The sequence below is a fragment of the Pectobacterium brasiliense genome (assembly GCF_013449685.1).
GTDB classification, from domain to species: Bacteria; Pseudomonadota; Gammaproteobacteria; order Enterobacterales; family Enterobacteriaceae; genus Pectobacterium; species Pectobacterium brasiliense_A.
Window position 1 is genome coordinate 1 of sequence record NZ_JACDSF010000017.1, and the last position, 15,058, is coordinate 15,058.

Genomic DNA, 15,058 nt, shown 5'->3' on the forward strand with positions numbered 1-15,058 from the left:
CCGCGCCTCACCGGCAAACAGCCGCGCCCACGCGGATTTTGCCGGCCGGGGGGAGCCGAATAAATTTCGCCGCCCCAGCGAGCGAAAAGCTGTCGCCCACGACAGCGGTTTATTTGGGGGGCATAGCCCCGCACACCGTCGCGGCTAAGTCTCCGGCCAAAAGCCGGTAGCGTGGCGCGACCACCCTCTTTAAAGGTCAGCTTCCCTTTTATTCCCGCTGCGAGGAACGAGCAAAGGGAAGAAAAAGGCGAAAGTGACCGTCTTAAAGGGGGTGGTCGCGCGTAGCGGGCGACGGTGTGCCGCCGTTGACGTTGGGGGTTTTGGCACGGCGTCCAGCCGCGACATTACCCCCATGTGACATTACATAAGGGCGTCCAGCCCGCATGAACTGGCGCACGCCGTTTGGTGCAGGCAAGCATGCTTTCCTGCACATGGTCGCACAGCGGCCACCTTCTTCGTCCCTGATGGTCGCCCCGCCTTTTCGCCCGACACCGTGGGGCGAATTGATGGGGCGATGTCATGGGGCGAACTGCTGACAAAGGAGGCATCGTGATTTTGAATAAGCTGGCCGTTTCACTGTCGCCGATAGTGAATGGCGCGCTGAGCTTAATTGCTTTTATGCAACAGCATCAGCTGATGCTGGCGCTGTTATCGGGGCTGACGATGCCGTTTTTCGCGTCGATGAAAAGCGATGAACGGCAAAAAGCCCCGTTGTGGCAAAAGCTGATTATGGCTTTTTCCATACTGTGTTTTCTTTCCGGTACGATGGGGCCGGTACTTATCTGGATTTTCCGGTGGATTTATAAAGGCCGTGTAGTCACCAGCATTCCCGTTCTGGCATGGCCGGTGCTGATTGCCTTTACCGTAACGGGTTTTATTTTGCATATTCTGCTGCGCAGAGTATTAACCCCTGAATTAGACAAAATAAAGAAACGCCTCGTCAGGAAAACCACGCTTGAACGGGAATTACGCACCGATGTCCGTACGGTGAAATCACTGCTGCCGGAAACACTGCATTATGACCCGCTGGATTATATCGACCTGAACAAAGGGTTATTTATCGGCATTGACCGCGATATTCAGCCGATGTACCTGCCGTTAAAAGACTGGCAAAAACAACACGCGGATATTATCGGCACCACCGGTGCTGGTAAGGGCGTTGCCACCGGCATATTACTATATCAAAGTGTTCTGGCCGGCGAAGGCGTATTTGTGATGGACCCCAAGGATGATGAATGGGCCCCCCACCTTTACCGCAAAGCCTGTGAAGATGCCGGGAAAACCCTTTGCCTTAATTGACCTGCGAAAACAGCAATACCAGTTAAACCTGATTGAAAATATTACTGCCGATGAACTGGAAGAATTGTTTGTTGCCGGTTTCAGCCTGGCGGAAAAAGGGCAGGAATCGGACTTCTATCGCATTGACGACCGGAAAGCCGCCCGGATAGCCGCGCAGTTTGTCACCCGTAATACTGCCTCAACCATTCGAGATGTGTATAACGGTGACTACGTTCAGGGTATTGCAGATAAGATAAAAGCCTTTTTCGGAAAGATTGAAGAACTGGCCTTACTCAATGCCATTAATGCCCCCACCGGATTTTCGCTTAATACAATATTTGGGGAAGGCGGTTGCTGTTATGTGATTGGCTCAATGCGCAACAGCAAAATCATTACCGCTCAGCGCATGCTGCTGGTTCGCCTGTACCAGTTGGCAGAAAGGCGCGAGCGAGTGAAAGACGTGCCCCGCCCCATTGCTATTTATCTTTCCGAACTGAAATACCATTTATCCAGGCCCGCGCTGGAAGGTTTAGGCGCAGCGCGGGATAAAGGTGTTCACATTATTATGGACCACCAATCTATTGCCGATTTAAAAGACTGCCCGGCAGATTTGAAAGGTGACGCAGTTGTCGGCGCTGTCGTTGAGAACGCCAAATTCAAACTGGTTTATCGTGTCATGGACCCGGATACCGCTGAATGGGTGGCGAGGATGTCAGGCACTATATTAGTCGATGATGAGGTCCGCAAAGCAAAAACCGATGCCGTGCTGACAGAGACTATCGACAGTGAACGCACCATCAGGCAGGCCGAGCGTTTCTTTACTGACAGCAATATGATCCTGAATCTACCCGATTTTGTCAGCTTCATTTTTACGACAAAAACACTCCCCTCTGCTTCGCTGATTTCGCCCATCAGGGTGAAGAAACGCGAACTTGTGATCTGCGCCGTGTCCCCCGCGATTGCCGCCACCGCCGCAACAGTAAACATCACCCTAGATTTTAGCGAGGAGGAAACTTCCCCTGGACCCGCATCAACATCGGATATCACAGCAACTCGATCCGATCTTTTTTTTGATACGGACGAAAAAGACACGACAACACCGAATACCAACAAAGAAGAAAATCCGTCATTGCTGGATTTTTAAAGGAGGAATGATGCTGATCACCACATATAGCGAACGCCAGACACGGCATCGCGAAAAAATACAACGACTGCTGAATTTCCTGAAAGAAGAAACGTACAGTGATTTTAAAACGCTGATGCTACTGTTTGGCTTCAGGGATCATAAATCGCTGTATTCCCTTCTTTCAAAAGTCGAGAGAATGGACTTAATAAAAAAGTATGTCCTGGTATCCCGGACGATGAAAATTTCATTGTGGGGCATAACCAGTGACGGACTGGCCGTTGTGTTAACCCCCGCCGATGCGCTTTTCCCGGCACGGTTTGAGCCGTCAAAAATCACCGGCTGGACGCTGGAGCATCACCTTGATAATCAGGCAGCCCGCATCATCCTTGAGCAAAAAGGCGCGTCAGGGTGGATAAACGGCGATCGCACAACTTTCCTCAGCCGGAATCAGGTCAGTCACCGCCCGGACGGGTTGATCACCCTGCCCGGCGGCACCGTGATCGCCATTGAGACCGAGCGCCGTCTGAAAACCAGAGCCCGTTACCAGTCGATCATCGCCAGTCATTTGCTTGCCCGAACCCGCAAAGACTGGATTTACGTTTTTTATATCGTGCCGGATCAGCAGAAAAAGCGCGGTCTTGAACGGCTGTTTGACGGCATCCGGCACGTTATCGTTAACCATCAGCACATCCCGCTGGAAACCCGCCACCGGAATGTCTTCCGCATCTACACGCTCGACGAGATGCAACAACTCGATTTAGACCGCTGCATATAGTTCTTCTGTATCACTTACAGTCCAAACCCGCCCACCAGCACCGCAATGACCTGAAATAATGCTCCTCGACATAACCACTCAACATCAGAATAGACAGGACTCCAAAATGAACATAGAAACTGACCGACTTGCTGACGTACTCACTGAAATGAGCGCAAAAGCGCTGGTGACATGGATGACGCATTCGGCATTGCACAACATACCGCGCGAAGCATTACTGGCTCGCGGCAGCGATTTTGTGTATGCCTTACAAGCAAATTTTGTGCTGCTGCGTGATGTGCTGTCAGAAACGCTGGAAGATATTGAGCAGCAGAGCCATGACCTCGAAGAAAGACTTAATAATCTGGAACAGCGGCTACTTGCGCTTCAGGCAGTTGCTGATAACCGGGAATAGCTGCCCATTCAGCCCTGTCCGCGTGATTTGCTTTATTCCACTGTAGAGACATGACTGTTCGGTGCTCGCCAGGCTGCGCTCCGCCTCACTCGTGTCTCTACAGCGTTACTGTTTTAAGCGGCCCTACACGCAAAGCCGCATTCCGTTGTGACTTCTTCCTGCTCAGATTTTATCCATCAAATAACGATGCGCTTTGGATGCCGCGCTGGCGGCCTTGAAAATATAGCGTTTGTCGTTCTTCAGTGCTTTCAGCCAGGAAGCAATATAACTTTCATGCTGAACCTCTCCGACAATCCCCAGGTCCGCCATCAGGAACGCGCTTCCAAGCTCGGCGATCAACTCCTCAAAAGCATAATCCTCACTGCCAAACTTCCCTTTCATTTCACGATTCAGCCGACTTTTGGCTCCACTCCAGTGAACCAGTTCATGCAGGCCCGTAGCGTAGAAATTGGCAGCATCGCTAAAAAGACGACGTTCCGGTAAATGGATTTCGTCGGTTGATGGTGCGAAAAAAGCGTTCTGCCCCTTCTCAATGATGGTTGCACTACTGTTACGGAAAAGCGCTTCCGCCTGCGGTAACGGCTCAAAGGTCTCTGCCGGGAAAACGGCTTCATCACTCAGAGGCAAACCGTCAATTTGCTCAACATTAAACACGGTGAAAGTCTTAAGCATCGGAATATAGTCAGTTTCTCCTTTGTCATTTTCCCTTTCCAGCATGGTATAGAAAATGGCTGTTGTGCCGTGTTCTCCCTTACGTACCTGCCCGCCTTCCGCTTTTGCCTGTTTGTAGGTCATCCAGCGTGAATCATTGAATCCCTGTTCTGACGCACTGCACCACAGCAACATGATATTCATCCCGCTGTAAGATACGCCGGTGGCGTAATTGGATGGCAAACCAGACATGCCGGATACACGCTGCCACGGGCAGGACCACGGTTTTACACCGGCTTCAAGCGCTATGATGATGCTCTCGGTAACTGTCTGATAAATATCCGTCCTGGTTTTAGAAAATTTCGTTTTTGAGGAGCCTGACTGCTCCAGCGGGGATACGCTGGTCGCCGCTGCGGTGTTAGGGGCGCTAGTCTGGGTATGCAGGGAAATAGTCATGATTTTTTCTCCGTCAGTGGTGTGATTTTCGTCTTCGTATCGCCTGACGGTTCGCTTTCCCGGCATCGTTCTGTCCTGCAAGGGCGCAGCATGCGTGCCATTTACCCTTGCGGGACGGGTTGTGTTGGGAAACGATTAACCGGAAGCCGATACGGGAACGGAAAGCACACGGGAGAAAAAACTGACCCTGCATAGCCCGGCGTAGCGCCCCTTGGGACGCAGCGGTGAAAGCCGCAAGTGTTGATATTAGGAATGCAAGCAATCAACAAACAGAGACTAACCAATTGATTAATATGCATTAAATAACCAGAAAAACTTTTAATTGATTAGATAATCAATTGGTTAGAAAATGTAAACATACGCAGAATAACCTTGTTTAAAGAGATAATAATGAGCATGCTAATTTGGAATAAGAGAAACAACTCTAAAAATATAATATTATTTATTCACGGATTAAAAGGTGGGTCTTCTACATGGTCTTTTAATGAGGGTGTATCTTTCCCCCAATTGATATCTGAAGATGATGATTTTGATGATTGTTTCGATATAGCCTGCTTTGAATACTTTACTAATTTCACAAATAGTTATGGCAAAGCCAAAAATTTATTTGCGAGATTATTTACCTCGATCACAAAAAGAGAAGTTAACCTTCCAATTGATGAACTTTCTGAACTATTGGTTGGAGAGTGCCAAATAAATCTTTCTAATTATAACAATATAATTTTTGTCGCTCATAGCATGGGTGGATTAATAGCAAAATCTTGCATAATAAAAATGAGCGAAAGAAATATTTCGCATAACATTTCTGGTTTCATTTCGCTCGCAGTCCCCCACTCGGGTTCAGAAACCGCATCATGGGGCAGTATGGTTTCCTCAAATGTTCAATTGGGCGACTTAAGTGTATTTAGCAAAGAAACTGATAATTTAAACCGCAAATGGATAAACTTGCCTAGACTTCCAGAGTTAAAATTTTTATATGGCAGCTATGATAATTTTGTTGTTAAACAAAGTGCAATTCCTATTCAAGTCCCAGCAAAGGAATCAATTGCAGTTCAAGAAGACCATATAACCATTTGCAAACCTAAAGACAGAGAGTCTAATGTATATTTAACAGTTAAAAAATTTGCATTGGAATTAAATAAAAAGATGATTCTTATTTCATCCCCAGTAGATTTTAAAGATGATAGCCAATACGACAAAGAATTTTTCTTTTTGAAAATGATAATAGCAGATGTCCATAGTGACATAGCAAAACATGCTAAAGAGTATTACTACAATGCAGAATTAGCCAGAAACGTTTTCACCAGCGATCATGATAGAGAAATATTGGGCAGCTTATATAGGAAAATCAGAGAGATATATCAAACTCAATATCACGACTCTATAGCAAATCACAATACATCAAATCAACTTTTAGCCTCAATACACAAAAAGATAGAGGATGAAGATAAGGTAAAACTTCTATCTCTTCTTAATTCTCTTGATAGCGTACATAAAAAAGGAATGCTACATCAGTTAGCTAATAAATTAGATAGAGACGTAATATGGTCTCCTGAAACATCTCTTGCCTCTTTACATGATTTAAGAGGTCAGAAATGAACACTTTGCCCTATATACCACTCGATGAAGAATTAAATTTAAACATTTGCTTGCTTGTTATTTTAATACACAGTTTAAGTAAGAATAAGAATGACACTTGGATATTAAACAAGAATAAAGCTCAAATATTTATGTATTTAATTAAGAACCCATCCAGACTTGAAGATGTCATGACTCTTACAGGCAAAAAAAATGTTTCTATCGACATGTCAGAAACTTACACAATAAAGAGCCTTTCATTAAATGTTGATATTTTATTTGAAACAGCCAAGATAAACACACTCCTAAAAAAAATAGCTTTAATGGGCGGACTCAGTGTAAAAAAAAATGATGATACAACTTATTTCAGCCTTACTGAACAGGGTGAAAAAATTTACAACGAACTTGATAGTGAATATTTTCGCTCTATAAAGAACTACACTAAATCTCTAGAAAAGATCAAGTCATTATCTTCAAGCAAACTAAACTCTATACTCAATGAAGTATTTAAGGTCTCAAAATGAAATCTTACCTTAGAATTGAACGATTAATACTTGTAGGTATTCGTAAAAACTACATTGTTAGATTTGAAGAAGGGTTAAATATTATACATGGTGATTCGGATACAGGGAAATCTAGTATTCTTGAATTCATAAATTATTTGCTAGGGGCGAGCAAAATTGAATTAGCGGATGAAATAATCACCTCGATTAGTTATGCCGCCTTAGAAATAATAATTAATGACACACCTTATACTATAGTTAGAGATATTTACAAACCGCACGATTTTATTGAGGTTTATCTGTGTTCTTTCGAAAAAAGAGAAGGTTTCATCTCCAGAAAATACGCCCCAAACTTCTCGAAAAATAATGCTCCAGATGGATTTTACTCTGATTTCTTAATGGATGCATTAAACTTTCCAAAACTTAAATTAAAAGTATCTCCGACACAATCGACCAGTCAGTTCAAAAGATTAAGTTTTAGAAATATTATTAAGTATGTTTATGTAAATCAAGATGATATGGGTAGTAAGTCTCTTTTAGGACTCACAGACTGGGCAAAATACACCTACACTAAAGAGGTATTCAAATATATATATAATGTTCTTGATACTGATATTTTAGATATGGAACAACAAATATCTGACAAACGCACTGAACTAAATAACCTGAGAAAGAAATACGAACATGTATCTGAATTCCTTAGAGAAACTGGATATGAAAGCATACCATCAATTGATGATGCTATAGAGGAATGTGAAGTAGTTTATGAATCAATCAGTGACGAACTCACAACGCTAAATGCCAATATGATGGCAAATTCAGAAAATTATAATCAACTTAAAACTTATCACGCTGAATTTAATCTTAAAATAAAAATAATCACTAAAAATGTTGATGAAATCACATCTAAGAAAGAACAGTATATTCGGCTTAAAAATGATTATGCAAATGACATAAAGAAAATAAAAGCAATACACTTGGCAAACAAAAAAATTGGTGTAGTCCAAGATATGAAATATAATTGTCCTATTTGTGATAATATTATTATTATCGAGAATGGGGATGGCGGTTTTATTAAATCCAAATCGGAATCTTTGGATGAAGAATTATTCTCTTTACTCAAAAGAGAAAAATCCATTGAAGAACTTATAATTACTCTGACCAATGAACAAAAAATTCTCTTGAGTAGTAAGATTCAACTTGAGGGCGATTTAAACAAAGTTTGTGAAATGATAGACACCGAAGCAAAGCAATTTATCACACCATTTCTAACTCAACGTGATGCCCTATTGAAGGAAATGACGTCTGCAGGCAAAAAGAGAGAAAGCCTCATTTCAAGCTTACGAGTAAGAAATCATCAAGACGAGCTTTTAACTAAGCAAAAAACCATTTCCGATAATATCGAAACTTTAATTGAAAAACTTGATGACTTGAAAGTTAAAGCTCCAGATATTGCAGGGGTACTATCGTCATTGGGTGATGATTTACTGGCTTTCTTGACTGGAGTAAAAATAAAAAACAGGACAGGAATAAGCATTAATAATAAACACTTTTCCCCAGTCGTAAGAGAAAGAGATTACTTCAACATTACATCAGGGGGATTAAGAACGGTAATCACCATAGGATATATGGCGGCAATCCTAAAAAGCTCAATTGATGCTGACATTAATCACCCGCGTCTTTTATTACTTGACACTATAGGTAAATATCTTGGTAAAAACCTAAAACCTAAGTATGCAGCGCAAACTAATATTAAAGATGATATTGATGAAGGGATTTCAGATCCTGAAAAATATGAAAATATTTACAATGAACTAATCGAAATATGTAATTATGCACAGAGAAAAAAATCGCCGTGCCAAATAATCGTGGTTGATAATGATGTGCCAGATAAGCTCTCAGAAAGACTAAAAGCTATAACAGTCGCACATTTCAGTGCAAATCGAGAAAACGGATTGCCTGTTGGATTGATTGACGACGTAATTTACAAGCATTAACACCCCAGGTTGAGGCTATATTAAAAACCATTTAATATAGCCTCAGTTATTATCAAATTTTTTATACATTCCCGCTCAATAAAAAGCATATGGCCTACTGATAATTTTAATTAACCTACAATATCAGCGAGGAAAACAACAACTTAAAAACATATAAAACGCCATGTAATACACCATCACTTTGGTTTAAACACTAACTATCATTTTAAATAATGAACGCCACACAATAAATGGGTGCATCAGCGTAAACAGAACCGAAAACAATACAAAGGAGGCATCTTCGAATAATTAAAAACCATCTCAATGGGAAGAATATTACATCAATACAAAACATCATATAATGAATATATTTTTCCAATTGACATTAAAATTGTCGGGTTAACTAAAACCCATGCCTTCTCAGCTCAGATAATAGTTTAACAACAGACTTATTATTAGCCTATTTATTATTTAATAGCCCAAGTAACATAGAGGATAATCCCCTTCCCTACCCCGTTGCAGGTTTTCCATCACATAAGCCGTGAAGTTGCTGACCTCCGTCGTGATAGCACTTTTACTCAAGAAGTAATTGGTCCAAAAGCTTTTAAACAGCTTAATATGCGTAAACTTAACGACTAAAACTCCGATGGCGGCAGTCATCGTCAGGCACTTCTTAGTAAAGCGTTCCATGCAGGTTTGACACTTGAACCTGTTCATCCGTGGCGCAATCGGTTGACCAGACCAGATTTGGATCAGCAGGATGGAACTGTGGCAGCTGTGCTTTTGCTAATCGTTTGGGGAGTGTGTGTTTAACGTCCAAGCGACTGCGATGATGAATCAGTTTTCATCCCACGTATCGGCGCTTTCATATGTGTCCTTAAACATCAAACTATCTACCGAGGGGATCGGCATGTATGAGGGTTGAATCAAAGTTTGACTCTTCAGGATGCTATGCCTGAAGTAACGTTTGCAAACAATCCCACCATCGGTCGGAAGCCAATGGGTTGCCTCAGGAAATAGCGAAGGATTGATTGGATGCAACGCGTTTGGATTGTGAAACACCTCGATTTCCGCAGTCCATGGCTCATAACCATACGGCTTCCATAAACTACGATACTCGTCGCTGTTTACGTCCATGCTGAAGGGAATACCACGCAGTGCACCAGGGGTGTCGTCAGCAAACTCACCGACTCTCACATAGCGGTAGTCTTCGCTTTTACCGCCGAAGGAAACAGGCACTCTACTCAATTTGCTCAAAGTAGCTGCGTTCGAAAAAATAATAGCCGATAGGGTTATGTTTTCGAAGGAAGAGAACAAACCGACCCGGATATTGGGATCACCAGGCAGTTTATCGAGAGCTTCGGCTACAGCCACAATTTTTCCCTCCTCCGCTACTTCTCTTACATAAAATCCGTAGAGGTAGGAAATGAGAGCCTCACGGCTCCACATCATTGACCCTGGCAAGTAAAAGTCTGCAATCGCAATGGCAAACGGTCTGCCAACGACATGAGTCATTTCAGAATAGTTCTTGCACAGTTTGTTCCGCAAAGTCCGAGCATAGCGTTCAGTTACAGTTCCGAGCACTCTTTCACGTCGATCTTGAGGAAACGGAGCTGCCACTGCAATAGCGTGGTCGTATCGCTCTGGTGGATTGACTGTCACAGCCTCCACCCAAGCATCTCCGCCCGCTTTATTCGTCACGTGAAAATCCGGAGAGGGATAATCTTGAGTCACTAACAACCCCTGCTCACGAAAGCTAGCAAGAAGCAGAGTCTCCCAGAGCCGAGTGTGAAAATTACCTGTCTGACAGTCTCTTGCCCAGTTTGGGTCTGGATTGGGCATTGCTAGATATAACTGATTGAGCATCCATGCGCCACGCTCTCTACATGATTGTCCTAGCAGCTTAAAGATGCCACTTGGCTCACATCCCTTAGTGTCCCAGAGAGGCGCGCGTCTGCGGGTTCCTGAAGGCACGGGAACACGGCAAGCAGGCTCATCGCACGCCTGACGAATGATTGTAAGGGCCTCTTCTTCGCTATAGAAATCTACTTTCCTATGCAACACTGCCCATACTTCGTCCTCTCGACGCCTCATGATGAGAACACCGTGCCTCCCGCTATGGCAGTTCTTCGTCAATGCACCTACTGTTAGATGATCACTGCCGCTCCATGCGCATAATGGAGGATCATCACCAAATCCCAAGCCTTTCGGCAGCGACAAGGCATAAACATCGAAGATAAAATGTTGAAGTGGGATCATGTTTCACGATGTCCTTCGAAGCTAGGAATTGTGTGGTAGTGAGTATTTTTTAAGCATTACCCTTGTTCTCAAAAAGTAGCTTACCAATCCACCATATGGAGCGCCCAACGTTGTGAATAAGCTGCTCCCCCTGCCGCAAAGGTGTTCGACTCTCATCAATACCAGCTAGTTGCAAGGCTTCACCAATCTTTGATCCCATTGGATGCGCATCACCAAGTCTTAACTCGTAAGCGCCGACAATTGGACCTAGTACCAATCGGGCTTTATCTTCCCCGACGTCATTGGCCAATATATCTTGAAGTAGCTTGTTAGAGCCAAGTTTATCCCTGTCCGCGTGAGTCGAGAGTTTGCGTAACTCACGAACATTTAGACGATCCGAAAACACGCGAATGATCTCCTTCGCGAGGCGCAGCAATGACGCCAAGTCTCTACAAAGGAAGCGAGTGACCTGCTGCATAACCGCTTCGTCATCTATATCGTGATTGAACAAGTTAACGTCAAACCTTTTACGAAAGCCTTGTTCGAGCATCCGCATGCTCACAAAGAGCAGCTCTTCAACAGCATGTGTAGAAGCCACTTGCGCCTTGACTTGTGACGACAGCAGTTCCACAGAAACCTTCCCGTCGGGCGCAACATTGTGAGCAGCCCAAAGGTGCTGTTCCCAAGCGGCAAGACGAGCGATGTCATACGCATAGACTGTAACTAGGTCAGCGGTATTAATACCGAAATGTGTGGCATATCCTGAGGTAGAACGAATACAACCTGTTTCCGCTGTATACCACTTTAAGACGAAACCGCGATGACTTAAAAGTTCAAGCACCACGCTTGAACGAAACCAAAGCCAGCGACCAACATCTTCATTGTTGAGCGTTGAAGATGCAGCTCTTGTTCCATCAGTTTCAACAATGAAATTCGGTAATGTTTGATCGACATCGCCTCGGATACGTATACTTAAACCTTGATGCTCAATCCATTCATTTCTCCAAAACTCCCCTTCAATACGCACCCCATTGGGACCAGTTCGAATACCTTCAGATTGCTCAAACCCTGTATTTTCATCATCTTCGGGGCCAAGAACTGGTGCATCCTCTTCTTCATCAACATCAGTTCTCCAGACGCGGAAAGATGCCCAACTACCTCCGTATACATCACTGAGGCTGCGAATTAGCAATTCGAAGCGCCCTTGCTCGCGCTCACTCTGATGATTCTCTAAGCCTTCGTAATTAGTGCCTTCAAGAGTAGAAACAATCTCTACACGTTGCCGGTAGTAAGAAAGACGCAATATGAGGCCCCTGGCGGCTAGGTAGTCAATAAGAAACGCCCGCTTGATCTCAATCAGTTGGTATTTCCCATTTTCATCAATAATTTCTCGAGCTACGACCACAAAGTCCTCTTCAGGCCTAACCCAGTTGTTCCCCTCCTTAATTAAGCCAAGAGCAACGACTAGGTCAGGGTTTAGTATCCATATAGTTCCGCCGACAACAGGTTGGTCGTGCACGAATACAAGCTCAACTCCAATTGGCTCCTTGTCGTTGTATTCGTACTCATCTATAGGCGAGTAGTGACCATCTTTGTAGGCGTATGGCCTCGCACTGTGAGCAATACCAAGATCACCCCAGCTCAATCGTTCAGCAACTTCTCGTTGCTGTGGTGGGAATGCTACCGATCCGCACCCAAAGAACTCCCCAACGAAACCAATTTCGGTATCCCGCATTATGTCGCGGGCTTGCTCCTGGGATGCCCTCAGCGGAACCCATGTTGCATTCGCGAAAGCTCGACGAGTCTCGCTGGTTTGAAGTATCCAGTCTCTATTCATTAATAGTGTCACTCAAGAGTGTGTACGTGTTAAAAAAGGATGCAAGTCGATGTAGTAGAAGTATTTCATCTTTCTCATTCTCATAAATTGCACTATGTCGCTTCTTCTCAATTGAACATCTTTTATCATAGTGGGCGCTTTGACATTTGCCCTTCCATAGGTCATTTCCGCAGCGTTGGTGACAAGAGATAATAAACAAGGGCAGAAAAGGGAACATTAAATGTACATCTCAGAAATTAGGATTGAGAACTTCCGGCTGTTCGGCTCCACTGAAAAAGCCTTTGTGCTGCCACTAAATCCCGGGCTTACAGCATTGGTTGGCGAGAATGATGCAGGAAAGACGGCTGTGATTGATGCGATCCGGCTGGTACTAGGCACACGTGACCAGGAGTTTCTACGTATTGACCCGGATGATTTTCACCAAGCCACACCGAACTCTGAACGCACGGACCAGGTAGTAATCCGGCTGACATTTAGTGGACTTACCGCGGCAGATCGTGGTGCTTTTTCAGAATTTCTGACCTATGAAATGATTGGCGAAGCAGTCGAAACTGTACTCATCATCACTTGGGTGGCAAAACGCAACACCAAAGAAGGAAGCTCACGCCGGGTGCTTCCCCCTGAATGGCGTACTGGCGCTATGGGGGACGGACCATTGCTTGATCTTGGAGCGAGATCACTATTGACCGCGACTTACCTGCGTCCCCTTCGCGATGCAGAGCGTGCGATGAGCGCAGGCCGGGGATCACGATTATCGCAAATTCTTCAGCACACAAAGGAAATACGTGATACAGGCAGCGCCTTCGACCGATATATAGATCCGCCAGTCGACCCTAAAACGTTGAGTGTTCTCGGGCTCGGAGATTATGCCAGCTATTTATTTGGTGAGAGCGAAGGTATTCAACAAGCACGCAAGCGTCTCAATGAAGAATATCTCGCTCCACTGTCATTCGCCAACGATAAGCTGTCAGCAGAGATAGGCGTCGCCGGTACACTGGAAGACAATTTCAGACTACGCCAACTACTGGAAAAACTTGAGCTTACCTTGACTGGTTCGGCCGAAGCCGATAGCCATATTAGTCGAGGACTTGGTTCAAACAATCTATTATTCATGGCCTGCGAGTTACTACTGCTCGCAGCCGAAAGCGACGGCTTTCCATTATTATTAATTGAAGAGCCTGAGGCTCATCTCCATCCTCAGCGCCAACTTCGCCTCATGTCATTCTTGCAAGAACAAGCAAAAAAAGAACGTGCGGACCATCAATGCATCCAGATCATCCTCACAACACATAGCCCTAACCTCGCCTCTGACCTGCACCTTGACAATATAGCCTTAATTGAAGGTGGCCGAGCCTTTCCTCTATGCAAAGGCAAAACTAAGCTTAGCCCGTCAGACTATCGCTTCCTTGAACGCTTCCTAGACGTGACCAAGGCTAATCTATTATTTGCTCGGGCTGTAATGATTGTTGAGGGCGATGCCGAAAATATTCTATTGCCAGTGTTAGCAAGACTGCTCGACCGCGATTTCCATCATCACGGGGTGTCAGTGGTTAATGTTGGCGGCCTCGGTCTTGGCCGCTATGCGCGAATCTTCATGCGCCAGGATCCCGAGAGGGATGGAGTGATTAACATTCCGGTTGCGTGCATCACTGACATGGACGTAATGCCTGATTTAGCGCCATGGATCGTCGGCAAACTCGAGGCGGGCCAACCAGTGCCGGTTATGCCGCCATCGAAACGACAATGGCGAATCAAGGCAGATTTTCCCGGTAATGCATTAGAGGTGCGCCGCATTAATCGACGAGCTAAAGCTTCGGGTCAAAAGGTCGAGACCTTCGTGGCGGACGAATGGACGCTAGAATATGATCTCGCTTATCACGGCCTCGGAAAGCAAATGTATAGGGCTGCATCGCTTGCACTCGCTGACGACCGGCTCAATGTTGGTACGGCCATCAAAGCCGACATCATCAATGCAGCTGACGCTGCCTATGAGGCTATCGTGGATACTTCGATTGACCAAGAGATGCTCGGATCGCATGTATATGCTTTATTCGAGTCGGATGGAGCATCGAAGGCGATCGCTGCACAGTATCTGGCAGAGCTAATAGAGAAGGATGTCGAGAGCGGTACGCTGGACTCTGACACTCTGCTCAATCAGTTACCCCCCTATATCGTTGCAGCTATCTCACATGTAACTACACCATTCGATATAGCGATCAATGACACTGTGACTGAGGACTGACTTC

At 44.8% G+C, this 15,058-nt stretch carries 10 protein-coding genes and 1 pseudogene; 8 read left to right on the plus strand and 3 right to left on the minus strand.

The window, feature by feature from the left end; translation table 11 throughout:
- The first annotated feature begins 383 nt into the window (after positions 1 to 383).
- From H0248_RS07795 to H0248_RS07810, 4 genes and pseudogenes are all read left to right on the plus strand, one after another.
- A complete protein-coding gene (locus H0248_RS07795) occupies positions 384 to 536 on the plus strand; it encodes a hypothetical protein (protein WP_180785406.1) in 153 nt (50 codons plus the stop codon).
- A gap of 13 nt (positions 537 to 549) precedes the next feature.
- Positions 550 to 2,422, plus strand: a pseudogene (locus tag H0248_RS07800) (type IV secretory system conjugative DNA transfer family protein).
- Positions 2,423 to 2,432: 10 nt separating this feature from the next.
- A complete protein-coding gene (gene mobC / locus H0248_RS07805) occupies positions 2,433 to 3,179 on the plus strand; it encodes a MobC family replication-relaxation protein (RefSeq protein ID WP_180785407.1) in 747 nt (248 codons plus the stop codon).
- A 106-nt stretch (positions 3,180 to 3,285) separates the two neighbouring features.
- Positions 3,286 to 3,573, plus strand: a complete 288-nt coding sequence (locus H0248_RS07810; RefSeq protein WP_180785408.1) for a hypothetical protein — start codon at positions 3,286 to 3,288, stop codon at positions 3,571 to 3,573.
- Positions 3,574 to 3,735: 162 nt separating this feature from the next.
- On the opposite strand, the gene H0248_RS07815 is transcribed toward H0248_RS07810, so the two are convergent.
- Positions 3,736 to 4,680, minus strand: coding sequence for an ArdC family protein (locus H0248_RS07815; protein ID WP_180785409.1), 945 nt, complete (start codon positions 4,678 to 4,680; stop codon positions 3,736 to 3,738).
- Positions 4,681 to 5,070: 390 nt separating this feature from the next.
- Between H0248_RS07815 and H0248_RS07820 the strand changes: the two genes are divergently transcribed.
- From H0248_RS07820 to H0248_RS07830, 3 genes are read left to right on the plus strand one after another with little or no spacing between them, the layout of a single operon-like run.
- On the plus strand, positions 5,071 to 6,279 hold the full coding sequence (locus H0248_RS07820; RefSeq protein ID WP_180785410.1) for an ABC-three component system protein: 1,209 nt from the start codon (positions 5,071 to 5,073) through the stop codon (positions 6,277 to 6,279).
- Positions 6,276 to 6,782 carry an ABC-three component system middle component 4 gene (locus tag H0248_RS07825; protein ID WP_180785411.1) on the plus strand — a complete coding sequence of 169 codons (507 nt, stop codon included), beginning with the start codon at positions 6,276 to 6,278 and terminating at the stop codon, positions 6,780 to 6,782. Before H0248_RS07820 ends, H0248_RS07825 begins: the two co-directional genes overlap by 4 nt.
- Positions 6,779 to 8,758, plus strand: a complete 1,980-nt coding sequence (locus tag H0248_RS07830) for an AAA family ATPase (protein ID WP_180785412.1) — start codon at positions 6,779 to 6,781, stop codon at positions 8,756 to 8,758. Before H0248_RS07825 ends, H0248_RS07830 begins: the two co-directional genes overlap by 4 nt.
- Positions 8,759 to 9,574: 816 nt before the next feature.
- Here H0248_RS07830 and H0248_RS07835 read toward each other — a convergent pair.
- Together H0248_RS07835 and H0248_RS07840 are read right to left on the minus strand one after the other, a co-directional pair.
- Entirely contained in the window at positions 9,575 to 10,996 is a 1,422-nt protein-coding gene (locus H0248_RS07835) for a hypothetical protein (protein WP_180785413.1), read from the minus strand.
- Between the two features lie 49 nt (positions 10,997 to 11,045).
- On the minus strand, positions 11,046 to 12,710 hold the full coding sequence (locus H0248_RS07840) for a hypothetical protein (RefSeq protein WP_257981542.1): 1,665 nt from the start codon (positions 12,708 to 12,710) through the stop codon (positions 11,046 to 11,048).
- A 322-nt stretch (positions 12,711 to 13,032) separates the two neighbouring features.
- Between H0248_RS07840 and H0248_RS07845 the strand changes: the two genes are divergently transcribed.
- The gene (locus H0248_RS07845; RefSeq protein WP_180785415.1) at positions 13,033 to 15,054 is read left to right on the plus strand and encodes an ATP-dependent nuclease; all 2,022 of its coding nucleotides are present in this window, start codon (positions 13,033 to 13,035) and stop codon (positions 15,052 to 15,054) included.
- Positions 15,055 to 15,058: the final 4 nt, after the last annotated feature.

Coding starts and splice junctions, on each gene's coding strand:
- H0248_RS07835 (WP_180785413.1), bottom strand. CDS start 10,996: ATGATCCCACTTCAACATTTTATCTTCGATGTTTATGCCTTGTCGCTG.
- H0248_RS07830 (WP_180785412.1), top strand. CDS start 6,779: ATGAAATCTTACCTTAGAATTGAACGATTAATACTTGTAGGTATTCGT.
- H0248_RS07820 (WP_180785410.1), top strand. CDS start 5,071: ATGAGCATGCTAATTTGGAATAAGAGAAACAACTCTAAAAATATAATA.
- H0248_RS07815 (WP_180785409.1), bottom strand. CDS start 4,680: ATGACTATTTCCCTGCATACCCAGACTAGCGCCCCTAACACCGCAGCG.
- H0248_RS07845 (WP_180785415.1), top strand. CDS start 13,033: ATGTACATCTCAGAAATTAGGATTGAGAACTTCCGGCTGTTCGGCTCC.
- H0248_RS07810 (WP_180785408.1), top strand. CDS start 3,286: ATGAACATAGAAACTGACCGACTTGCTGACGTACTCACTGAAATGAGC.
- H0248_RS07795 (WP_180785406.1), top strand. CDS start 384: ATGAACTGGCGCACGCCGTTTGGTGCAGGCAAGCATGCTTTCCTGCAC.
- mobC (WP_180785407.1), top strand. CDS start 2,433: ATGCTGATCACCACATATAGCGAACGCCAGACACGGCATCGCGAAAAA.
- H0248_RS07840 (WP_257981542.1), bottom strand. CDS start 12,710: ATGCGGGATACCGAAATTGGTTTCGTTGGGGAGTTCTTTGGGTGCGGA.
- H0248_RS07825 (WP_180785411.1), top strand. CDS start 6,276: ATGAACACTTTGCCCTATATACCACTCGATGAAGAATTAAATTTAAAC.